The sequence below is a fragment of the Hydrogenophaga sp. genome (genome assembly GCF_036675665.1).
In the GTDB taxonomy this organism is placed as follows: domain Bacteria; phylum Pseudomonadota; class Gammaproteobacteria; order Burkholderiales; family Burkholderiaceae_C; genus Hydrogenophaga.
The window spans coordinates 78,316-98,119 of record NZ_JAKFEO010000086.1; the positions used below are offsets into that span (position 1 = coordinate 78,316).

General features: G+C 68.0%; 23 protein-coding genes. 10 read left to right on the forward strand and 13 right to left on the reverse strand.

Annotated elements, in window-relative coordinates; translation table 11 throughout:
- Nucleotides 1–245 precede the first annotated feature (245 nt).
- On the forward strand, nt 246–851 hold the full coding sequence (locus V6M63_RS20795; protein ID WP_332744997.1) for a glycine zipper 2TM domain-containing protein: 606 nt from the start codon (nt 246–248) through the stop codon (nt 849–851).
- 97 nt (nt 852–948) lie between these two features.
- Nucleotides 949–1,182 (forward strand): SlyX family protein, encoded by a 234-nt coding sequence (locus tag V6M63_RS20800; RefSeq protein WP_332744999.1) that lies wholly within the window; start codon nt 949–951, stop codon nt 1,180–1,182.
- Here the strand turns inward: V6M63_RS20800 and V6M63_RS20805 are convergent.
- The 5 genes from V6M63_RS20805 to V6M63_RS20825 form a co-directional block, all read right to left on the reverse strand.
- Complete coding sequence (locus V6M63_RS20805) at nt 1,179–1,964, reverse strand: metallophosphoesterase family protein (protein ID WP_332745001.1); 786 nt, start codon at nt 1,962–1,964, stop codon at nt 1,179–1,181. The genes V6M63_RS20800 and V6M63_RS20805 overlap by 4 nt on opposite strands.
- Nucleotides 1,961–2,926: a diacylglycerol/lipid kinase family protein gene (locus V6M63_RS20810; protein ID WP_332745003.1), complete on the reverse strand. Its 966-nt coding sequence runs from the start codon at nt 2,924–2,926 to the stop codon at nt 1,961–1,963. The genes V6M63_RS20805 and V6M63_RS20810 overlap by 4 nt, the downstream gene beginning before the upstream one ends.
- On the reverse strand, nt 2,926–4,533 hold the full coding sequence (locus V6M63_RS20815; RefSeq protein ID WP_332745005.1) for a gamma-glutamyltransferase family protein: 1,608 nt from the start codon (nt 4,531–4,533) through the stop codon (nt 2,926–2,928). Before V6M63_RS20815 ends, V6M63_RS20810 begins: the two co-directional genes overlap by 1 nt.
- Before the next feature lie 63 nt (nt 4,534–4,596).
- Nucleotides 4,597–5,415, reverse strand: a complete 819-nt coding sequence (locus V6M63_RS20820) for a response regulator (RefSeq protein WP_332745007.1) — start codon at nt 5,413–5,415, stop codon at nt 4,597–4,599.
- Nucleotides 5,412–7,115, reverse strand: a complete 1,704-nt coding sequence (locus V6M63_RS20825) for a hybrid sensor histidine kinase/response regulator (protein WP_332745009.1) — start codon at nt 7,113–7,115, stop codon at nt 5,412–5,414. The genes V6M63_RS20820 and V6M63_RS20825 overlap by 4 nt, the downstream gene beginning before the upstream one ends.
- Before the next feature lie 200 nt (nt 7,116–7,315).
- On the opposite strand from V6M63_RS20825, the gene V6M63_RS20830 reads away from it, so the two are divergent.
- Nucleotides 7,316–7,723 (forward strand): DUF2177 family protein, encoded by a 408-nt coding sequence (locus V6M63_RS20830; protein WP_332745011.1) that lies wholly within the window; start codon nt 7,316–7,318, stop codon nt 7,721–7,723.
- Between the two features lie 21 nt (nt 7,724–7,744).
- On the opposite strand, the gene V6M63_RS20835 is transcribed toward V6M63_RS20830, so the two are convergent.
- Nucleotides 7,745–8,011 (reverse strand): DUF2934 domain-containing protein, encoded by a 267-nt coding sequence (locus tag V6M63_RS20835; RefSeq protein ID WP_332745013.1) that lies wholly within the window; start codon nt 8,009–8,011, stop codon nt 7,745–7,747.
- A 191-nt stretch (nt 8,012–8,202) separates the two neighbouring features.
- On the opposite strand from V6M63_RS20835, the gene V6M63_RS20840 reads away from it, so the two are divergent.
- Together V6M63_RS20840 and V6M63_RS20845 are read left to right on the forward strand one after the other, a co-directional pair.
- On the forward strand, nt 8,203–8,433 hold the full coding sequence (locus tag V6M63_RS20840; protein WP_332745015.1) for a CBS domain-containing protein: 231 nt from the start codon (nt 8,203–8,205) through the stop codon (nt 8,431–8,433).
- Nucleotides 8,430–8,564: a hypothetical protein gene (locus V6M63_RS20845; RefSeq protein ID WP_332745017.1), complete on the forward strand. Its 135-nt coding sequence runs from the start codon at nt 8,430–8,432 to the stop codon at nt 8,562–8,564. The genes V6M63_RS20840 and V6M63_RS20845 overlap by 4 nt, the downstream gene beginning before the upstream one ends.
- A 21-nt stretch (nt 8,565–8,585) precedes the next feature.
- On the opposite strand, the gene V6M63_RS20850 is transcribed toward V6M63_RS20845, so the two are convergent.
- Nucleotides 8,586–9,572: a zinc-dependent alcohol dehydrogenase family protein gene (locus tag V6M63_RS20850; RefSeq protein ID WP_442909628.1), complete on the reverse strand. Its 987-nt coding sequence runs from the start codon at nt 9,570–9,572 to the stop codon at nt 8,586–8,588.
- A 135-nt stretch (nt 9,573–9,707) separates the two neighbouring features.
- Here V6M63_RS20850 and V6M63_RS20855 point away from each other — a divergent pair, with 135 nt between their 5' ends.
- The 5 genes from V6M63_RS20855 to V6M63_RS20875 all read left to right on the forward strand — a co-directional run bounded on the left by V6M63_RS20855 (nt 9,708) and on the right by V6M63_RS20875 (nt 14,342).
- Entirely contained in the window at nt 9,708–10,529 is an 822-nt protein-coding gene (locus tag V6M63_RS20855; protein WP_332745021.1) for a universal stress protein, read from the forward strand.
- A gap of 71 nt (nt 10,530–10,600) precedes the next feature.
- Nucleotides 10,601–10,909 (forward strand): GYD domain-containing protein, encoded by a 309-nt coding sequence (locus V6M63_RS20860; protein WP_332745023.1) that lies wholly within the window; start codon nt 10,601–10,603, stop codon nt 10,907–10,909.
- Between the two features lie 14 nt (nt 10,910–10,923).
- Nucleotides 10,924–12,360 (forward strand): Do family serine endopeptidase, encoded by a 1,437-nt coding sequence (locus tag V6M63_RS20865; RefSeq protein WP_332745025.1) that lies wholly within the window; start codon nt 10,924–10,926, stop codon nt 12,358–12,360.
- 9 nt (nt 12,361–12,369) lie between these two features.
- Nucleotides 12,370–13,374, forward strand: a complete 1,005-nt coding sequence (locus V6M63_RS20870) for a hypothetical protein (RefSeq protein WP_332745027.1) — start codon at nt 12,370–12,372, stop codon at nt 13,372–13,374.
- Nucleotides 13,368–14,342, forward strand: coding sequence for a ribose-phosphate diphosphokinase (locus V6M63_RS20875; RefSeq protein ID WP_332745029.1), 975 nt, complete (start codon nt 13,368–13,370; stop codon nt 14,340–14,342). Before V6M63_RS20870 ends, V6M63_RS20875 begins: the two co-directional genes overlap by 7 nt.
- On the opposite strand, the gene V6M63_RS20880 is transcribed toward V6M63_RS20875, so the two are convergent.
- From V6M63_RS20880 to groL, 6 genes are all read right to left on the reverse strand, one after another.
- Nucleotides 14,296–15,372 carry a hypothetical protein gene (locus V6M63_RS20880; protein ID WP_332745031.1) on the reverse strand — a complete coding sequence of 359 codons (1,077 nt, stop codon included), beginning with the start codon at nt 15,370–15,372 and terminating at the stop codon, nt 14,296–14,298. The genes V6M63_RS20875 and V6M63_RS20880 overlap by 47 nt on opposite strands.
- 82 nt (nt 15,373–15,454) lie before the next feature.
- Nucleotides 15,455–15,934, reverse strand: a complete 480-nt coding sequence (locus tag V6M63_RS20885; protein WP_332745033.1) for an Hsp20/alpha crystallin family protein — start codon at nt 15,932–15,934, stop codon at nt 15,455–15,457.
- Between the two features lie 4 nt (nt 15,935–15,938).
- Entirely contained in the window at nt 15,939–16,367 is a 429-nt protein-coding gene (locus V6M63_RS20890; protein ID WP_332745035.1) for an Hsp20/alpha crystallin family protein, read from the reverse strand.
- A gap of 150 nt (nt 16,368–16,517) precedes the next feature.
- A complete protein-coding gene (locus tag V6M63_RS20895) occupies nt 16,518–16,979 on the reverse strand; it encodes a CBS domain-containing protein (RefSeq protein ID WP_332745037.1) in 462 nt (153 codons plus the stop codon).
- A gap of 43 nt (nt 16,980–17,022) precedes the next feature.
- Nucleotides 17,023–17,676 (reverse strand): BON domain-containing protein, encoded by a 654-nt coding sequence (locus V6M63_RS20900; protein WP_332745039.1) that lies wholly within the window; start codon nt 17,674–17,676, stop codon nt 17,023–17,025.
- Nucleotides 17,677–17,988: 312 nt separating this feature from the next.
- Complete coding sequence (groL, locus tag V6M63_RS20905) at nt 17,989–19,623, reverse strand: chaperonin GroEL (protein ID WP_332745041.1); 1,635 nt, start codon at nt 19,621–19,623, stop codon at nt 17,989–17,991.
- Nucleotides 19,624–19,804: the final 181 nt, after the last annotated feature.

A 19,804-nucleotide genomic window follows, 5' to 3' on the forward strand; every position in this document is an offset into this window, starting at 1 on the left:
CAAACGCCAGCGCGAAGGCTGCGCAAAAGGCGAAAGCGTTTGTAAAGCGTCGGGGGGTGCGGGGTCTGTTCGGTGACGCACCAATGACCCCCGACCTTGCAAGAGGTCCTGACGATCTTTACCGACGGGACACCGTTCATGAGCGCTAGCGAACAGACCGGGCGTGCACGATGGAACATCCTTCAACCCACAGGTCAGCCACCCCCGCCTCCCCGTCACTCGGCTGTCACATCCAGGAGAACACCATGAACAACACCCACAAGCGCGCATCCCCCCTGCTGCGCCTCACCGCCCTGGCCACCCTGGCGGTGGCCGGGCTGGCTGGCTGCGCCGCACCGTATGAACAGCCGATGGCGCAGCCCGATCCTGCCTACCAGTACCCCAGCCAATACCCGCAAGCCCGCGACTACCGCCGCCGCAGTCAGGAGCCGCTGTATGAGGCCCAGGTGACTTCCGTGCGCGCCGTGGTGGGCCCCAGCAGCGGCCAGCGCTGCTGGATGGAGCGCGAGGAGGTGGTGCAGCAACCCCAGCGCAACATCCCCGGCGCGATCGCCGGTGCGGTGATCGGCGGCATTCTGGGCCACCAGGTCGGCAGGGGCACGGGCCAGGACATCGCCACCGTGGGTGGTGCCGTGGCCGGCGCCGCCGTGGGCTCCAACGTGGGGCGCACCGGCAACCAGACCCAGACGCAGGAAGTGCAACGCTGCACCAGCGCCACCGGACGACCCGACGGCCAGCCCGAGTACTGGGACGTCACATACACCTTCCGCGGTGTGAGCCATCGCGTCCAGATGACCACGCCTCCGGGCCGCACCATCCTGGTCAACGGCAACGGCGAACCGCGCATCTGATCTCCACGAACCGATCCCCCCTTCCCCGCGCTGCGGCAGGATCACTCTTGCCAGCGCGGGGTTTTTTTCGTCCGGGCGGATGCGGTCCAATAGCGGCATGACCGAACCCCAGAAGCACCCCACCGACACCGACCAGCGCCTGACCGATCTGGAGATCAAGGCCAGTTACGCCGACGACCTGCTCGACACCCTGAACGCGCTGGTGGCGAAGCAGCAGGAACAGATCGAGCTGCTGCTGCGCGAGGTGAGTCGCCTGCGCCAGCGTGGCGGTGACGACGGTGTTTCAGGCGGGCCACGCGACCCGCGCGACGAACTGCCGCCGCATTACTAACGGTGCGGGCTGATCGCTGTGCTCAGGGCGCACACAAAAGCGCCACCGGCCGCTGAAAAATCCCACTGCTCCACCACGCAGCCGGCTGCCGGTGTCCAGCGAACCACGTTGACCGAATTCGGCACGCCGCTGCGCACGCGGCTGGAGACGGCGGTGCCGGCCTGCACCGCCCACAGCGGGCGCGCAAGACCGGGCAGCGGCATCACGTAGGGCAGGTGGATGTGGCCACCCATGACGAGGTCGGCGCCCGCTGCCGCCCAGGCCTGCTGCGCGGCGGTGTGGTTGTGCAGGCGGTCGGGCTCGTCTTCGGGGCGCATCACGTCGATGGGCTGGTGCACCACGACCACGCGCAGTTGCTCGGGTGTGGCCTGGTGCAGGTACCGGGCCACCACGTCGATCTGCTCGCTGGACACCTCGCCGTCCTTGTGACGCCGTCTGCGGGTGGTCTTCACACCCACCACCAACAGGTCGTTCGAGGCGAACACCGGCCCGAGGTCGGCACCGAAGGCCGCGCTGTAGCGCGCATACGGCCGCACGAAGCGGCTCCAGAGATCGAGCAGCGCGATGTCGTGGTTGCCGGGCAGCGCAAGCAGGGGTGCGCCGAGGCGGTCCATCACGGCGCGCGCCGCGCGGAACTGACCGGGGCGGGCGCGCTGGGTGATGTCGCCGGAGAGCACCACGAGATCGGGGCGCAGCTGTGCGGCGAGCGCCACCAGGGCCTCGACCACGGGTGGCCGTTCGGTGCCGAAATGCGGATCGGAAACCTGCAAAAGCACGCTCATGACTGGAGCTTCTTCAGCAGCCACAACGGCTGCGGCAACACGCGGATGGTCAGCGGCGGGCTCATCCAGCCGACCTCACCATCAAACGCCACCTTCACCTTGCGCCGGGCCCGCATGCGTGAGGGTTTGACCACCAGGCTGCGGCACACGAAACGTTCGATGCCGCTGGCCTCGCCGAGCTGGCCCAGCGCGCCGCGCAGCATGAGCCCCACCATGGCCAGCGTGCCGATGGGTTTGAGCATGACGGCGGTGATGTGACCGTCGGCCTGCACGCCTTCGTTCTCACCCTCGGCCCGCTCGCCGGTGTCACCCAGGCCGAGCTGCGCCAGCTGCAGCCGGTTGTTGCCCACGAACAAGGTGAGCGCGCGCAGGTCCTGCCGCTGCTGGTCGAACTCGATCGCGAGCTTGATGCGGCGCTGCGCGCGCAGCAGCGTGGCCATGCCGGCCCCGAACGCCACCAGGCGGCTGCGTCCAAAGCGCGCCTTCCAGGCTTCGCGGTCCTGCAGCAGGTCGGGGTACAGGCCCAGGCTGGTGTTGACCAGAAACACCTGGTCGTTGATGGCCGCGATCTGCACCGGCTCGGGCCGCGCATCGAGCAGCCAGCGCAGCGCCTCCAGCGTCTCGGTGGGCACGCCGTGTTCGCGCGCGAAGTAGTTGAAGGTGCCTTTGGGCATCACGCCCATCGTGCAACCCGCGGCATGGGCGGCCTGGGCCACCGTGTTGACGGTGCCGTCACCGCCCACCGCGACGACCGCCGAACCCTCGGCCAGGGCCTGCGCAGCGGCCTTGCGGGCCACCTGCGCGAGCTCGGCCGGTGCCGCGAACAGCACGGTGCCCGAGCGACCGGCTTCGCGCAGCGCGCCCTCGATCGCATCGCGCGTGGCGTCGGCGTCGGCGTGACCCGCCTGGCCATTGACCACGAAGCGCAGCGCGGCGGCTGCGTTGAACAGGGGACGCTGCATCAATATCCGACGGCCTGGCCGTCACGGCGCGAATCGCTGGCGGCCACATAGCCGTCTTCCATGTCGTCGGACAGACGCCAGATGAACTGGCCGCTGCCGAAGTCCATGTAGGCGTCGGCCGCCGGTTCGAAGCGGTGGCCCAGATCCTTGAGGCCTTGCAGCAAGGCGCTCGCCATGGTGGGTTCGAAGTCCACGTTCATGCCGGTGCCCACCTTCCAGCGCGGCGCGTCACACGCAGCCTGCGGCTGCTGTCCGTGGGCCAGCATGCGCACCAGCGTCTGCACATGGCCCTGCGGCTGCATGTTGCCGCCCATCACGCCAAAGCTCATCTGCGGGCGGCCGTCCTTGGTGACGAAGCCCGGGATGATGGTGTGGAACGGCCGTTTGCCACCGGCCACCTGGTTGGGGTGTCCCTGCGCCATCGTGAATCCATGGCCACGGTTCTGCAGGCTCACGCCCACGGCGGGCACCACCACGCCGCTGCCAAAACCCATGTAGTTGGACTGGATCAGGCTGATCATCTGGCCGCTCTCGTCGGCCGCGCTCAGGTAGATGGTGCCGCCGCGCGGCGGTGTGCCGTGCGCGAACTCGCTGGCCTGGCCGGGCTGGATGAGGCGCGCGCGCTCGGCAAGGTAGGCATCGCTCAGCAGGTCACTCGCGCTCACCTGGCTCATGTGGCGCGCGTCGGCCACCCAGCGGTAGGTGTCGGCGAAGGCGAGCTTGATGGCCTCGATCTGCAGGTGCTGGGCCAGGATGCTGTCCACCGGCAGCCGGGCGATGTCGAGTTTCTCCAGCATGCCCAGCGCCATGAGCGCGGCAATGCCCTGGCCATTGGGCGGGATCTCGTGCACCGTGTGGCCGGCAAAGTTCTTCTGGATCGGCGTCACCCACTCGGGGCGGTAAGCGTCGAGGTCGGCCATCGTCATGCTGCCGCCGTTGGCGGCCGCATGTGCCACCAGCGCCTCGGCGATCTCGCCGCGGTAGTAGGCCTCGCCCCGGGTCTCGGCGATCTTGCGCAGCGTGGCGCCGGCGGCCTTGAACACGAAGCGCTCGCCCGGGGTCGGGGCACGGCCGTGCGGCATGAAGGCTTCGGCGAAACCCGGCTGGTTTTTCAGGATGGGCACCTGGCGCGCCCACTTGTCGGCGGTGATGCAGCCCACGCCGTGGCCACGTTCGGCCAGTTCGATGGCGGGTTCGAGCAGATCCGCAAACGGCAGCTTGCCGAAGCGCTCCGACAAGGTCACCCAGCCCGCCACCGCGCCCGGCGTGGTGACCGAATCCCAGCCGCGCTCGGGCAACTTGCCGCCGTGGCGGCGCTGGAAGTAATCGGTGTTCCAGGTGGCCGGCGCCACGCCGGACGAGTTGAGTCCGTGCAGGCCCTGGCCGTCCCACAGGATGGCGAAGTTGTCGCTGCCCAGGCCGTTGGAGATGGGTTCAACGATGGTGAGTGCCGCTGCCGCGGCAATGGCCGCGTCCACCGCATTGCCGCCTTTGTGCAGCATGCGCAGGCCGGCCGTGGAGGCCAGTGGGTGTGAAGTGGAGACCACGTTGCGCGCCATCACGGGGCTGCGCACGGTCGGGTAGGGGTTGGTCCAGTGGAATGTCATGCCTTGTCCAGGTTGCGTCGAACGAGGTGCAGGATATTCGATGGGGCCCGACCCCATTCGGACTCAGGACAGGATCTCGACCCCGAACCCCCGGTAACCCGTGAAGCTGCAATTGGCATCGAACATGGGTGTTCCACTGACGCGGTAGCGCCGCACGCTGCCATCGGCCTCGGCATGCTGCAGCAGCACATCGAGGAACGGTGTGCGCGCGGTGATGCGGGCTTGCAAAGCCACCCGCTCGGCCACGTTCCAGCCATCGTCCTGGGGCGCATCGGGGCCATCCAGCAACGACTCCACCCGCATGCCCAGCATCTCCAGCACCGGGCCCGAGACCTTGGTGAAGCGACCTTCGCTGTCCTGCTCCCAGTACCAGTCGGTGGCCAGCTCGGTCAGGGCGCGGTAGCGCGCTTCGCTCTCGCGCAGATCGGCGGTGCGCTCCAGCACCTCCTGCTCCAGTGCTTCGTTGTGATCCGCCAGCCGCTGATGCAGCAGGCGCACCTCGATCAGGTTGTGGATGCGGGTCTTGACCTCCACCATGTCGAAGGGCTTGCTCACGAAATCCTTGGCGCCCGTCTGCAGCGCGCGCAGTTTGTGCCCGGGCTGCGCGGTGACCACCAGCACCGGGATGTAGTCGTGGATCGCGTTGGCCTTGAGCGCCTCCATCACCTGGAAGCCGTCCATGCCCGGCATCTGCAGGTCGAGCATGATCAGGTCGTAGGCGTGCCGGCGGTGCAGGCCGGTGACGGTCCGGGGGTCCATGGTGGAGGACACATTCGTGTAACCGGCACTCTGGAGCATTTCTTCGAGCAGCAGGACGTTGGTCTGCTGGTCGTCAACGATCAGGATGCGGGCATTGAGGATGTCTTGTGCGGTGATGGTCATGGGATGTCTTCGACCAGGTCCTGGCCATGCGTGGCTGCGGCATCGGCCAATGCGGCGTCCAGCGCGTCCATGAGCTGGCTGACCTTGATGGGTTTGGTGATGTAGTTGCAGAAGCCCGCCTCCAGCCCTCGGTGGACGTCGCGCGGCACGGCATTGGCACTGAGCGCAATGATGGGAATGCGGGCGGTCACCGGATCGGTGCGCAGGATCTTCATGGCCTCGATGCCGTTGATGCCGGGCAGGTTGATGTCCATGAGGATCACCGCGGGCCGGTAGACACGGGCGAATTCGATCCCCAGCCTCGCGTCAGCCGCGCCCAGCAGGCGCAGGTTGGAGCGCCGGGCAATGATCTGCTCCACCAGCTCCAGGTTGGCCGGGTTGTCTTCCACATACAGCACGGTCCGGTACGCGGTGTCGTGCTCGGCCTCGGCACGGGGTGGCTCGGCCGGCTGGATCAAGGGCAGGCCGGGCGTCGTGGCCTGATCCATTTCGATCCAGAACTCGCTGCCCACACCGGGCTGGCTGTTCGCGCCGATCTCACCACCCATGAGGTGCACCAGCCGTTGCGTGACCACCAGGCCGATGCCGGTGCCCTCTTCCTTGCCCGACTCCTGGCCGAGCCGGTTGAACGGCTGGAACAGCTGGCTCACCTGCCCGGGTGCCAGGCCGGCACCGGTGTCGCGCACGCTGATGCGCACCTTGCCCGGCGTGGGCGTGGTGCATTCCACCGTCACATGACCGCCCGGCTGGTTGTACTTGATGGCATTGAACAGCAGGTTGATCAGCACCTGCTTGAGCCGCGTGCGGTCGGCATTCACATGGCGAGGCACCTGCAGTCGCGGAAACACCATGCCGATGCTGCGCTGCGCGGCCTGTGGCTCGACCATGGAGCGGCATTCCAGCAGCACCTCCATCAGCGAGACCGGCTCCTCCGACAGGGAGAGCTTGCCGGACTCGATGAGCGCGAGGTCGAGAATTTCGTTGATCAGCTCCAGCAGGTACCAGCCGGCCTTGAGGATCTGGTCGATGCTGCGCTTCTGCGTGGGCGTGGGCGCCGGTGTGCCCGACTCGACGAGCTGCGCAAATCCCAGAATGGCGTTGAGCGGCGTGCGCAACTCGTGGCTCATGCTGGAGATGAAGTCGGTCTTGGCCAGGTTGGCCTTCTCGGCGGCGGCCACGGCATCGTTGAGCTGCATCTCCACCCGTTTGCGCACCGAGTTGTCGGTGCCGATCAACAGGTAGCCGATGACATCGCCGTAGTCGTCGCGCAGCGCGGTGATCGAGATGATGGCGGGAAAGCGGCTGCCGTTCTTGTTGATGTAGGTCAGCTCGTAGATGTCCTCGATGCCGCGCGAAGCCTTGAAGGCCAGCGCCTCGAAGCCGGGGGCGATGCTGGTGTCGAGTTCGGTGCTGAGCGCCAGCGCGCGTGCCGTCACCTCGGCGGGGTCGTGCAGGTCGCTCGGGCTGCAGCGGTTGATGACCTCGTCGGCGCGGTAGCCCAGCATGTGCTCGGCCCCCACGTTGAAGAGCTGGATGATGCCCTTCTCATCGGTGGCGATGATCGAGAAGTTGGCGCTGGTCAGGATGGCGTTCTGCAGCGCTCCCGCCTTGAGCAGGGCATTGCGGCGGCCGGTCTCCAGAAGCTCGCCTGCAGGAACAGTGGGTTGACCGGGATCGGCGGGGGGGCGGGACTCTGACATCGGCTCTTTTCGTTGGGCAGGCCTCCCTCTTGCGGGCAGGAGGGGTGACGCTATCCAGTCCCGGGGTGTTTGTCCGTACGTTGCCGCACACAGGAATCTCCGACCTCCCGAAACCCGGGGTTTTGCGTGGACATGGGTCACCCATGCGCTTAGGCTGCACCACCGCGCCCCGAGCCGGTCGCCCAACCCTGAAAGCACCCATGAACAAATACCTCGCCGCGTACGGTGGCACCGCACTGGTGATGATCGCGCTGGACCTGATCTGGCTCGGCGTGATCGCCAGGCCGATGTACCAGCAGGGCATCGGCCACCTCATGAGCGCCGCGCCCAACGTGCCGGTGGCCGTGGTGTTCTACCTGCTGTTTGCGGTGGGCCTGGTCATCTTCGCGGTGGCGCCGCACACCGCGCCCCACAGCTGGGCCACCACGCTCACCATGGCCGCGCTGTTCGGCTTCTTCACCTACGCCACCTACGATCTGACCAACTGGGCCACGCTCAAGGACTGGCCGTGGAAGCTCTCGTTGATCGACATGGCCTGGGGCACGCTGGTGAGCGCTGCGTCGGCCGCCGGGGGCAAAGCCGCGCTGGACTGGGCCAGCCGGGGCTGAGCAGCCGCGCGGCGGCGTCCGTCAGTGGTCGCCGACCGAGGCGCCCAGCCCTGGTGTCTCGCGCTCCACGGCCGCCTCGGCCGCCAGCCAGTCGTCGAGATCATGTCCGTCCACGCAACCACGGGCCTCGTAGAGCGCATAGGCCGCTTCGTGGATGCGCCTCTCTCGCGAGTCCTCGGCCTCGGGCCCCTCGGGGAGCGCATGGCCGTCTCCCTTGGCCATCACCGCCATCGGCGCCCGCTTGATCACTGCTCGCGTGCGCGCCGCACTGCCTGAGGTCTGCTTCATGTCCGTACTCCTGAGTTTGACTGTTGCACATGGACCAACGCTCCGTGACCACAGCCACGGGTGACTGTCGAGACTAGAGGCGATGGCGCGAGGTGGATTGAGCGAACTCAATGCGAACGCGCCTGCGAGTCGCAGACTGCAAGGCATCGGGAAGGCTGCGGCCTTTCTTCACCACGTCCAGGGAGTTCCCCATGCAAGTCGGATCCGTCTGCACCAGGCAAGTCGTCACCATCGATGCCGGCAGCACGGTTGCGGAGGCGGCGTGCCGGATGCGCGACCACCCTGTGGGCTCCCTGGTGGTGAAGCGGGCGGGACAGCTGTCGAGTCTGGCGGGCGTCTTCCGCGACAGCGACAGCGCGCGGTTTCCCGGTTTCGGCCTCGGCTCCTGGTCGCGCGCGGTCGACAGCACGAGGCTGTCGTGAGGCTGCTCATTGCCCTGATCGTGGCCTTGGCCACCATCTTCGGATCGCTGTTCGGCCTGCGCCGCTGCGAGGGCAGCGAACTGCCGCCCAACACCTTGTCTGCCCCGGTGCCCAACGTCATCCCGATGTGAGTCCGGGCGCGGCGCCTCGCCTCACATCACCAGGACAGCAGCACCTTGCAGCCGACCGGCCCGCAGGTCGTCCAGTGCATCGTTGGCCTGTTCCAGCGCGTAGGCGGTGGTCTCCACCTGCAGGGGCACGGCGGCCGCGAACGCCAGGAACGCCGTGGCATCGGCCCGCGTGAGGTTGGCCACCGAGACCAGTTGACGCTCCTCCCACAGCCAGGCATACGGAAAGGCCGGGATGTCGCTCATGTGGATGCCCCCGCACACGACCCGACCGCCCTTGCGCACGGCGCGCAAGGCCAGCGGCACCAGCGCACCCACCGGCGCAAAGATGATTGCGGCGTCCAGTGGCGTCGGTGGCGGCTCGTCCGAGCCACCGGCCCACGCCGCGCCCAGCGTGCGCGCAAAGGCCTGGGCCGGCGCATCGCCGGGACGGGTGAAGGCGTACACCTGCCGGCCCTGGTGGCGCGCGACCTGGGCGATCAGGTGCGCCGCCGCGCCAAACCCGTACAGACCCAGCACCCGCGCGTCGTCACCGGCCATGCACAGCGCTCGCCAGCCGATCAGCCCGGCGCACAGCAGGGGCGCCATGTGCTCTGCGTCCATGGGCAGGTCCAGCGGCAGGCAGAAAGCGGCCTCGGCGATCACGTGGCTGGCAAAGCCCCCGTCGCGCCCATGGCCGGTGAACAGCGCGTGGTCGCACAGGTTCTCCCGCCCGAGCCGGCAGAACGCACAGTGGCCGCAGGTGTGTGCGAGCCATGGCACACCCATGCGCACGCCCAAGCGGTTCGCGTCCACCCCGTGTCCTACCGCCTCCACCACGCCGACGATCTCGTGCCCGGGCACCAGCGGCAGCCGCGGCAAGGGCAACTCACCGTCCACCACGTGCAGGTCGGTTCGGCACACGGCGCAGGCTTCGATACGCAGGCGAAGCTCGCCCGGCCCGGGTTCGGGCAGCGCCCGGGTCTGCAGCCGCAGCGCCTGACCGCGACCGTGCAGGACCATGGCGCGCATCGTGGGCTGGGAGATCCGGGACATGGCAGGACCTTGGCCCAGGTTGAAGGGCTGGTGATTGATCCTGCGCAACGAAAGCCGGCGTGGGCGGGCGTAGCGTGCATCTCGCGCACCTCCACTTTCAAAGGAACGACCATGCAAGCCCCCGGATCCATCCTGCTGCACCTCGACAGTTCGGCCCGCACGCCCGAGCGCATCAAGCTCGCCCGCCAGCTGGCCGACGATGTCGGGGCCGAGGTCACCGGCCAGCCCTGCCTGCTGACGGCCTTGATGCGCTACCCGTTCGCCATGGAAGGCGCGGGCGCCGCCGTCGCCACGATGCAGGAACTGGACAGGGAGGTCATCGACAAGATCCGCAAGCTGTTCCACCAGCTCGCGGGCGGCCATGGCCGGCTTCATTGGGCCGAGCCGCAGGCCGACGGGCCGTGGGGCTTCGCGCGCCAGGCCCTGTATGCCGATCTGATGATCCTGGGCCAGCGCGATGCGGACGACCCTGCGGCCGCGGAACTGCCCTCCGACTTTGTTTCCAGCGCGGTGCTCGACAGCGGTCGGCCTGCCCTGATCCTGCCCTACACCGGCGCGATCGGTACTGTCGGCCGCACGGTGCTGGTGGCCTGGAAGGAGACCCGGACGTCGGCCCGCGCCCTGTCGGCGGCCCTGCCCTGGTTGCAACGGGCGGGGCAGGTGCACGCGGTTGGTTTCGGCGAGGACGTGGATGCGCCGCTGCTCTCGCTGCAGGCCTATCTGCGGGCCCATGGCGTGGAACTCAGGACGCACGCAGGCGGTCCTGAAGACAGCGATGTCGGCGAGCGCCTGCTGTCGATGGCGGCGGACGTGGGGGCCGACTTGCTCGTGATGGGCTGCTACGGACACGGACGCACGCGCGAGTGGGTGCTGGGCGGCGCCACGCGCACGGTGCTGGCGTCCATGACGCTGCCGGTGCTGATGTCGCATTGAGCAGGCTCAAGCCGCCGGCTCCCGCGGGTTCATACAGTGAGCAGCCTGCTGTCACGTTTCGAGAGAACGCCATGCCCACCTTTGTCTTGCTGACCCGCCTGTCACCGCAGGCGCTGCACCAACCCAAGTCGTTCGAGACGCTGGAGCGGCACGTGTCGCAGCAGGTGCTGAACCACTGTCCGACGCTGAAATGGCTCAGCAGCCATGCGCTGCTCGGCCCGTGGGACTACCTTGACATCATCGAAGCGCCCGACATGGAAACCATGACGCAGGCTTCCCTGCTGGTGCGCTGCTACGGCAAGGCCCACACCGAAATCTGGCCCGCCATGCCGTGGCCCGATTTCAAGCAGATGCTGCGGGCCCTGGCCCAAGAGGACTGAGCAGGAGAATGGGCATGCATCGGCGTCCACAGACTCGGGCGTTGTGGCGCGCGCGTTGGCTGGCCCTGCTGCTGACCGCATCGCAAGGCGTGGTCGCGCCGGCACAAACACCGCCGCCGGTGACCCCGAGAGCTGCCGCAATCCCGGGCGCGATCGTGCCCAGCTACCGCGCCATCGTTCAACTGGCCGCGCCCGCGGTCGTTGGCATCACGGTCACTGGCGCGCGCAAGGTCCCTCCCCAGAACTGGCTGCCCTGGCCGGATGAAGAACCCTTCTCTTCACTCTTCAAGAACCTGCCGCGCAGCACGCCTCCTGGTGAGCGCCTCTTTCGCGGCCAGGGCTCGGGTTTCATCATCAGCTCCGATGGACTGGTGCTCACCAGCGCACACGTGATCCAGGGCGCCGAGCAGATCCTGGTCCGGCTGAGCGACCGGCGCGAGTTCAAGGCCCAGGTGCTGGGGGCCGATCCGCTGACCGATGTGGCGGTGCTGCGCGTGGCGGCCAACAACCTGCCGGTGGTGCGCCTGGGGCGCGTGGACGACCTGCAAGTGGGTGACCCGGTGCTCGCCATTGGCGCGCCCTACGGCCTGGAGCAGACCGCCACGCAAGGCATCGTGAGCGCCAAGGGCCGAGCATTGCCCGGCGAATCCATTGTCACCTTCATCCAGACCGACGCGGCGGTGAACCCGGGCAACTCGGGCGGTCCGCTGCTCGATGCCAGCGGATCGGTGGTGGGCATCAACGCCCAGATCTACTCGCAGTCGGGCGGCTACCAGGGCCTGTCGTTCGCCATCCCGATCGAAGTGGCGCTGCGCGTCAAGGACCAGATCGTCGCGCACGGACGGGCCCAGCATGCGCGCCTGGGCGTCTCGATCCAGAACCTGAACCAGTCGCTGGCCCGATCCTTCGGTCTGGACCTGCCCATTGGCGCGCTGGTGGTGAGTGTGGCGCGCGACAGCGCTGCAAGCTCGGCCGGGCTGATGGCGGGCGACGTGATCACGGCCTTCAATGGCCAGCGAATTGACAATGCCGGCGACCTCGGTGGCCACCTGGCGCTGATGGCACCGGGCGACACGGTGCAACTCACCGTGTGGCGCAACCGGGCCCAGCGCACCGTGAGCGTGAAGCTGGGGCGGGCGTCCGACGACACGGCCACCGCCACCGAACAGCCAGCCGCGCCACCGGGGCAACTCGGTCTGCGGATGAGACCGCTCACCAGCGAAGAGCGCGGGGCAGCGTCGCTGGACAGCGGCGGCTTGATGGTCGTGGAGAGCAATGGCCAGGCCGCGCGCGCGGGTGTGCAGGTGGGCGATGTGCTGCTCGCCGTCAATGGCACGCCGGTGTCGACCGTGGAGCAGGTGCGCGCCATCGTCGCGCGCAAGCCCGCCGCCGTGGCGCTGCTGATCGAGCGCGACGGCGAGCGCCAGTTTGTGCCCGTCGAGCTGGACTGAAGCCGCGCCATGGCAGCGCCAGACACAACAGCGCCACCGGGTCAGGCCGTGGCGCGTTTCGATGTGTGCAACGGCGACGCCGACGGTCTGTGCGCGGTTCGCCAGTGGCGGCTGCACGATCCGTCGGCCGCCCGCCTGATCACCGGGCTCAAGCGCGACATCGCCTTGTTGCAGCACGTGCCGTGCGTGGCATCCAGCCAGGTGCTGGTGTGCGACCTGTCGATGCAGCGCAACCGGGCGGCGCTGGACCGCCTGCTGGACGGCGGCGCGCAGGTGCGCTGGTTCGATCACCACTGGAGCGGGCCGGTGCCGGCACACGAACGGCTCGACGCCCACCTCGATTTCAGCAGCGAGGTGTGCACCAGCCTGCTGGTGGACCGGTACCTGGGCGGCCGCTACCGCGCCTGGGCACTGGTGGGCGCCTACGGCGACGAACTCACCGCCGTGGCCGACCGGCTGGGCGCGGCCTCGGGGCTCGACCCGCTGCACCGCGCGGTGCTGCGCCGCCTGGGCCTGGCCATCAACTACAACGCCTACGGTGAAGACGCCTCGGACGTGTGCATCGCCCCGGCCGAGCTGTACGAACGCCTGGCGCGCCACGCCTCGCCCTGGAACCTGTTGCGCGACGAGCCGGTGATCCACGATATCGAAGCCTGCCGGCGGCGCGACTTCCGCGTGGCGATGGGGATCAAGCCCCATTGGGAAAGTGCGCAGGCCCGGGTGGTGGTGTTGCCCGCAGCCCCGTGGAGCCGCCGCGTGTCGGGCTTCCTGGCCAACGCGCTGGCGGCCGTGCATCCCGAGCAGGCTCAGGCCGTGCTCACCGAGCGGCGCGACGGCCACTACGCGGTGAGTGTGCGCGCGCCGCGCGCGTCACCGCAGGGCGCACACACCTTGTGCCAGGCGTTCGGTGGCAGCGGACGCACCGCCGCCGCTGGCATCGACGCCCTGCCTTCCACATCGTTGGAGCCGTTCGTGCGCGCGCTGTCACAGGCGCGCTGGGATGCCCCATGTTGATCTTTTCGCTCGACCCGGGCACCGACCTGGCACGCGCCCTGGGTGTCTGGCTGGGGCAGCCGCTGGCCGCGCTTGAGGACCGGGCTTTCGAAGACGGCGAGCACAAGTGGCGGCCGCTGTGCGACCCACGCGCACACCACGTGTTCGTGCTGGCCAGCCTGCACGGCCGCCCCGAGGCCAGCCCGCACGACGCCCTGTGCCGGCTGTTGATGTTCATCGGCACGCTGCGCGACCACGGCGCCGCGAGCATCACGGCCCTGGTGCCCTACCTGGCCTACGCGCGCAAGGACCGCCGGACCCAGCCCTTCGATCCGCTGGCGTTGCGCTATGTGGCCCAGATGTTCGAAGCGGTCGGCACCGACGAAGTGGTGGTGCTGGAGGCGCACAACCTGGCCGCACTGCAGAACGCGTTCCGCATACCGACCCACCACCTCGAGGCCCACCTGGCGTTTGAGACCGTGGCCCGAGCGATCGCCGAGCGGGGGCCTTGCGCGGTGGCGTCGCCCGACCCGGGCGGTGTGAAGCGTGCCCAGCTGTGGCGCGAGGCGCTTGAGGTCGAACTGGCACAGCCCCTGGGCTTCGCCATGGTTGACAAGCGGCGCAGTGCGGGCCGTGTGTCGGGTGAACACCGGGTGGCCGGCGACGTCGAAGGCACCACCGTGCTGCTGCTGGACGACCTCGTTGCCAGTGGCGAGACCATGGTGCGTGCGGCCACCGCCCTGCGCCTGGCCGGCGCCCGCGATGTGGTGGCGTTTGCTGCTCACGGCCTGTTCACCGGAGAAGCCTGTCGCGTGCTGGGGGATCCGGCCATCAGCCGGGTGGTGGTGACCGACAGCGTGCCGTCGTTTCGCGTGCCGGCGGACTCTGCCCTGGCAAGCAAGCTGACCGTCGTGTCGGCCGCGGCGCTGTTCGCGCGGGCCGTCAACGAGCGCCGCGGATCACCTCCGGCGGCGCCACCGGTTCCTTGAGCAACAAGGCGTCCAGCGCTGCCCTGGCCTGCATCAGATAGCGCCGCGCCTGTGGCAGCCAGCGCTCGGGCGTGCGCGGCTGCGGGTCGAACAGATGTGCCAGCGACAGCCGCGCCCGCACCAGCGCGTTGTGCGCGGTGTAGAGCTGCAGCACCGTGCGCGGCGGTCGGTCGTTCAGTGCCTGCCCGCAGCCTTCGATGAGCCGCTCGCCGATCCAGCCGGCGCCGGCCATGCGGCATTCCATGGCCAGAAAGGCCAGCTCGTCGAACGGATCGACCTGTCGCAGCGCCGCGCTGAACTCGATGCAGTCGATGACCACCGGTGGATGCAGCAGACACACATGCTCGGGCCGAAGGTCACCATGGCCCTCCAGGATGCGCCCCGCCACGGCGCGCTGGCCCAGTGCCGCCTGGTGCTGCGCAAATCCTGCCTGACATTGCTGGATCGTCTGCGCCGCCCCCGGGATCACCCAGCGCGGATCCAGAATCACGTCGCGGCTGAGAAGCAGCTCGTGCTGCAGACGATCGACATGCTCTGCTGGCGAGACGTCGATCCGCGCGGCCGCGCGGTAGAAGTCGGCCAGCACCCGCACCAGGGCATCCACATCGCCCGACAGCACCGCACGGTGCGCCATGGCCTCGTCCAGCATGCGCGCCCGGGGCAACCGCTTCATGTGCACCAGCCAATCCACGGCATCGGCGCGCCGGACCAGTCCGGACTCGCGGACCAGCGATGGCTGGCCCTCGATGTTCTGCAAGGCCATCAGGCCCAGGTAGATGCCCGGCGCAAGACGGGCATTGAGCCGCACCTCCTCGCGGCAGAAGGCCTCGCGCGCGTCCAGCCGGGTGAAATCCAGAAACGCGTGGTGCACCGGCTTCTTGAGCTTGAGCACCTGGTCGCCCAACAGATACACCCACGACATGTGGGTCTCGATCACCTCCAGCTCGCCGGGCGCGGCACCCGAGCGCAGGGCGGCCAGCACCAACTCGTGGCTGGCGCCGGCGCTGGCATGGACTGCGCAGGGGGTCATGGCACGCCGTCTCGCGGCCTGCCGGCCTGTTGCCGGAGGCGTTCGAGGAGGTCCGTCATGGGCGTCTCCTGCTCCGGATCACTCACGCGTCGTGCACAGGGATGCGCCGGCCCCGGTCGCGGTCCATGCGCGGCATGTCGATGCGCAACACGCCGTTGCGGTAGCGGGCCTGGGTGTGCTGGGCATCAACGGTGTGCGGCAGGCTCAGATCACGCCTGAAGCTGCCGTAGGCGCATTGCACCAGGCGGTAGCTACCGTCACCACTCTCCTGTTCCAGGTGCTTCTCGCCCGAGACACTGAGCTGGTCGCCGTCGATCTCGATCTGCAGATCTTCCCGGTTCATGCCGGGCAGTTCCATGTGCACGATGATGCGGTCGTCCTCCACGCGCAGGTCGGCGGCCACCAACCCCCAGCCGGCACCTGCCTCCCGACCAGAGGCATCGCTGCGGCGAAAGCGCGTGAGCGCCCCGCCCGCGCGTTGGCGCAGGTCGCGCCAGCCCTGGGCCAGCGAGGCCCAGGCGTGTCGAGCGCCATGCCGCCAAGGCGCTGTGAGCGTGTTCATGGCGTCACTGGATCGCGATGCGCTTGCTGGTGGTGTCGGCCTTCTTGGGCAGGGTCAGCGCCAGGATGCCGTCCTTGTAGCTGGCCTGGACCTTGGCTTCATCCACCGGGCAGGCCAGGCTGAAGCTGCGGCTGGCGTAGCCTTCCAGGCGTTCACGGCGCAACACGCGGTCGCCGTTGCCCTTGTCCTCTTTTTCCGACTTCACCTCGGCGCTGATGGTGACCAGGTTGCCGTCGATGCGCACGTCGATGTCGTCCTTCTTCACGCCGGGAATGTCGGCCTTGACGGCGTAACTGCCGTCCTGCTCCGTGAGGTCGATCTTGATGCGTGGAGCCGCTTCCGGCATCTCCATTCGCCAGGGGCGCATGAGCGAGCGGAACGCATCGTCGAAGGGATCGATGGCAAAGGGATCAATGGTGCGAAGTTCATTCATGGTGATGCTCCTTGAGAACAGTGATGGAGGAATGCCCGGCAGGTCCGCCACAACCCGACGGAACGCCGGCGCAAGTGGGATGTTGCGACGGTGGTGCCCCTGCACCATTGATCCAACGCAATGCAGGCACACGCAAGGACGGGCGCTGCGTCAAGCCCGTTCGCGGCGCTCGCGCAGGGCTTCGGTCTCGACCACCGAGGCCATCTCGCGCAGCTGCTCGGCCATCAGGGAGAGCACGTCGTCCAGCGTCACCAGCCCGACCAGCATCCCCTGCGAGGTGACCACCGGCAGCCGACGAATGCCCTTTCGGCGCATGGTCACGAGCATGTCCTTGATCGAGTCGTCTTCCAGCACACTGATCAATTCGCGGCTCATCACGTCGCCCACGGTGAGTACAGCGGCATCGAGCTCACGCGCTACGACCGTGGTGACGATGTCGCGGTCGGTGAGCATGCCCACCACCAGACGGCCCGCGCCGGTCTCGTCGACCACCACCAGGCATCCCACATGCCGCTTGCGCATGAGTTGCGCGGCCTGCACCAGCGACAAACCGCGTTCGGCGATCACCACGATGCGGTTGCACACGTCACCCGCCAGCATCTTTTCGCGCATGTTGTTCTCCGGGATGGTTTCAGCAGGCTGCGCGAAGCAGGGCTCAAGGATCGATGCGCAGTTCGTTGTCGACCCGCGTGATGCCGGGTGCCGACCAGGCCGCGCCCTGAGCGGCCACCCGCTCGGCCAGCGAATGCACCGAACCCCGCAGCACCGCGGTGGAGCCGTTGACATGCACCTCGATGCCCTTGGCTTCGCGCTCGGCCTGGCGGGTCAGTGCATCCCGGATGCGTTTGCCGATGTTGTCCGGTGTGGTGCGGGGTTTGAGCACGATGGCGTTGCTGACACCCACCACACCGACCAGGGGCCGCACCAGATTCGCGGCAGCCGCACGCTGGTATTCCCAGTCAACTTCCCCGCTGAGCGTGACCCATCCCTTTTCCACCTTGGCCTGAACACGTTCGGCCGGCACAGAGCTGTGCCAGGCGAATGCGGTCTCCACCGCGTGGGCGATCTCGGAGTCGCTGCGCTTGCTGCCGGAGCTCAGCTTGACGTCGATCTCCACCGCCACGGCACGAACACCAGCGACGCGCTGCACCACATGCTCCACCTCGTATTTCTCGACAAAAGTGTCCAGATGGCCGGAAAGCGTCACCACACCGTCCTTGACCGCCACACCCACTTGGGCAGCGTTGATCGAGGGTTCCCATTCGAGCTCGGCTTCCACGTCCTTCTTGAGTTGCGCATCGGATTTCATGGTTGACCTTTCTGCTGTGTCGTCAGAAGTGTTCGAGAAAAAGGATGGCCCGCCATCCTTGCGGAGGGCGGGCCATGGTGAAGGTCCCCGGCGATGCCCTCTCGGGTTTGGCCGGTCTGAGGTTGCCTTCATCCCTCCATGGTGTGGGAAACACACCATGAAAATGCCCCCCTCGGGGGGAATCCTCACCTGGCCTTTGCTTTCCGGTTCTATCCGGAGAAACATCGGCAACTGCAGTGTGCGCGGACGCCGTGCCGCCGGCATTGCGCACGCTCAATGAATCCTCACGTTGCGTGCTGCGGTGACCTGCGCTCAGAATTCCGGGAGGGTCGGCTCGGCGCCGCCCGACTCGCCGTGGCCTCGTGGCTTGGGCGCGTTGGCAATCATGCAGTCGGTGGTGAGCACCAGCGCAGCGATCGAGCCCGCGTTCTGCAGCGCCAGCCGTGTCACCTTGGCCGGGTCGATCACCCCCATCTGCAGCATGTCGCCGTAGACCAGCGTGGCAGCGTTGTAGCCTTGGTTGATCCCGGTGGCGTCTTCCACCCGCTGCACCACCACCGAGGGCTCCACACCGGCATTGGCCGCGATGCAGCGCAGCGGCTCCTGCAAGGCCTGCTCGACCAGACGGATACCCGAATCGTGGTCGAGTGTGGGTCCGTGCAGGGGCTGCAAAACGCGGCGGGCCCGCAGCAGCGCCACACCGCCACCAGGCACCACGCCCTCCTCGATCGCGGCGCGCGTGGCGTGCAGCGCATCTTCCACGCGGATCTTGCGCTCCTTCAGTTCGGTTTCGGTGGCCGCACCGACCTTGATCAGGGCCACGCCTCCCGAGAGTTTGGCGATGCGCTCGTCCAGTTTCTCGCGGTCGTAGTCGGAGGTGGTGGCCGTGCGTTCCTGGCGCAGGTTGGCCACGCGCTCGGCAATCGCCTGCGGGCTGCCGGCGCCGCCGATGAGCGTCGTCTCCTCCTTGCCCACCTCCGCCCGTTTGGCCCGGCCCAGGTCCGAGAGCTGGAGTTTGGCCAGCGACAGGCCGAGCTCGTCGCTGACCACGGTGCCGCCGGTGAGCACGGCGATGTCCTGCAACATGGCCTTGCGACGATCACCAAAACCGGGTGCCTTCACCGCACAGGTCTTGAGGGTGCCGCGCATGGTGTTGATGACCAGCGTGGCCAGTGCGTCGCTGTCGATGTCTTCCGCGATGACCAGCAGTGGCTGCCCGCTCTTGACCACCTCTTCCAGCAAGGGCAACAGGTCCTTGAGGGAGGACAGGCGCTTGTCGCACAGCAGGATCAATACCTCGTCGAGCAAGGCGGTCTGTCGCTCGGGGTTGTTGATGAAATAGGGGGAGAGGAAACCACGGTCGAACTGCATGCCTTCCACCGCTTCGAGCTCGCTGCTCAGACCGGAGCCGTCTTCGATCGAGATGGCGCCTTCGCGCCCGACCTTGTCGATGGCCTGGGCCAGCAGCTCGCCGATGGAGCGGTCGTTGTTGGCCGAGATGGAGGCCACGTGCGCGATCTCCTGGGAGTCGGCGCAAGGCCTGGCCATGCTGCGCAGCTCGGCCACCACCGCGTCGATGGCCTGCTCCATGCCGCGCTTGAGCTCCATTGCGTTCATGCCGCCCGAGAGATAGCGCAGACCGTGCTGGATCATGGCGTGGGCCAGCACGGTGGCGGTGGTGGTGCCATCGCCGGCCATGTCGCTGGTGCGCGAAGCCACCTCGCGCAGCAACTGGGCCCCCATGTTCTCGAAGCGGTCCTCGAGCTCGATCGACTTGGCCACGATGACGCCCGAATTGACGATCTGCGGCGGGCCGAAATCGCGCTCCAGGATCACGGTGCGCCCACGTGGGCCGAGTGTCACCCGCACCGCATCGGCCAGCGCATCCACGCCCCGGCGGATGCGCGCGCGCGCATCGTCGCGAAACAGCAGTTGTCGTACGGTCATGATCGTCGCAGCTCCTCAGGTTGGATGGTGTGAGCAGATTTCCATTGTTGGACCTGCGGGCACCGGCACCATTGAGCCTGCGCAATCGGTGGCGGTGCGGCCCAGGCGCTGCTACCATTCGTCCACGGGAAAACAGCCTCCCGGATCTTGACGAACAGATGGTGTCCCATCCAAGTGCTGA

Excerpts from the sequence above, each read along its gene's own strand:
- V6M63_RS20825 (WP_332745009.1), bottom strand. The coding sequence starts at position 7,115 with ATGTCAGAGTCCCGCCCCCCCGCCGATCCCGGTCAACCCACTGTTCCT.
- V6M63_RS20835 (WP_332745013.1), bottom strand. The coding sequence starts at position 8,011 with ATGAAGCAGACCTCAGGCAGTGCGGCGCGCACGCGAGCAGTGATCAAG.
- V6M63_RS20840 (WP_332745015.1), top strand. The coding sequence starts at position 8,203 with ATGCAAGTCGGATCCGTCTGCACCAGGCAAGTCGTCACCATCGATGCC.
- V6M63_RS20900 (WP_332745039.1), bottom strand. The coding sequence starts at position 17,676 with ATGAAATCCGATGCGCAACTCAAGAAGGACGTGGAAGCCGAGCTCGAA.
- V6M63_RS20805 (WP_332745001.1), bottom strand. The coding sequence starts at position 1,964 with ATGAGCGTGCTTTTGCAGGTTTCCGATCCGCATTTCGGCACCGAACGG.
- V6M63_RS20880 (WP_332745031.1), bottom strand. The coding sequence starts at position 15,372 with ATGACCCCCTGCGCAGTCCATGCCAGCGCCGGCGCCAGCCACGAGTTG.
- V6M63_RS20850 (WP_442909628.1), bottom strand. The coding sequence starts at position 9,572 with ATGCGCGCCATGGTCCTGCACGGTCGCGGTCAGGCGCTGCGGCTGCAG.
- V6M63_RS20800 (WP_332744999.1), top strand. The coding sequence starts at position 949 with ATGACCGAACCCCAGAAGCACCCCACCGACACCGACCAGCGCCTGACC.
- V6M63_RS20810 (WP_332745003.1), bottom strand. The coding sequence starts at position 2,926 with ATGCAGCGTCCCCTGTTCAACGCAGCCGCCGCGCTGCGCTTCGTGGTC.
- V6M63_RS20815 (WP_332745005.1), bottom strand. The coding sequence starts at position 4,533 with ATGACATTCCACTGGACCAACCCCTACCCGACCGTGCGCAGCCCCGTG.
- V6M63_RS20885 (WP_332745033.1), bottom strand. The coding sequence starts at position 15,934 with ATGAACACGCTCACAGCGCCTTGGCGGCATGGCGCTCGACACGCCTGG.
- V6M63_RS20860 (WP_332745023.1), top strand. The coding sequence starts at position 10,601 with ATGCCCACCTTTGTCTTGCTGACCCGCCTGTCACCGCAGGCGCTGCAC.
- V6M63_RS20865 (WP_332745025.1), top strand. The coding sequence starts at position 10,924 with ATGCATCGGCGTCCACAGACTCGGGCGTTGTGGCGCGCGCGTTGGCTG.
- V6M63_RS20795 (WP_332744997.1), top strand. The coding sequence starts at position 246 with ATGAACAACACCCACAAGCGCGCATCCCCCCTGCTGCGCCTCACCGCC.
- V6M63_RS20830 (WP_332745011.1), top strand. The coding sequence starts at position 7,316 with ATGAACAAATACCTCGCCGCGTACGGTGGCACCGCACTGGTGATGATC.
- V6M63_RS20895 (WP_332745037.1), bottom strand. The coding sequence starts at position 16,979 with ATGCGCGAAAAGATGCTGGCGGGTGACGTGTGCAACCGCATCGTGGTG.
- groL (WP_332745041.1), bottom strand. The coding sequence starts at position 19,623 with ATGACCGTACGACAACTGCTGTTTCGCGACGATGCGCGCGCGCGCATC.
- V6M63_RS20875 (WP_332745029.1), top strand. The coding sequence starts at position 13,368 with ATGTTGATCTTTTCGCTCGACCCGGGCACCGACCTGGCACGCGCCCTG.
- V6M63_RS20855 (WP_332745021.1), top strand. The coding sequence starts at position 9,708 with ATGCAAGCCCCCGGATCCATCCTGCTGCACCTCGACAGTTCGGCCCGC.
- V6M63_RS20890 (WP_332745035.1), bottom strand. The coding sequence starts at position 16,367 with ATGAATGAACTTCGCACCATTGATCCCTTTGCCATCGATCCCTTCGAC.
- V6M63_RS20820 (WP_332745007.1), bottom strand. The coding sequence starts at position 5,415 with ATGACCATCACCGCACAAGACATCCTCAATGCCCGCATCCTGATCGTT.
- V6M63_RS20870 (WP_332745027.1), top strand. The coding sequence starts at position 12,370 with ATGGCAGCGCCAGACACAACAGCGCCACCGGGTCAGGCCGTGGCGCGT.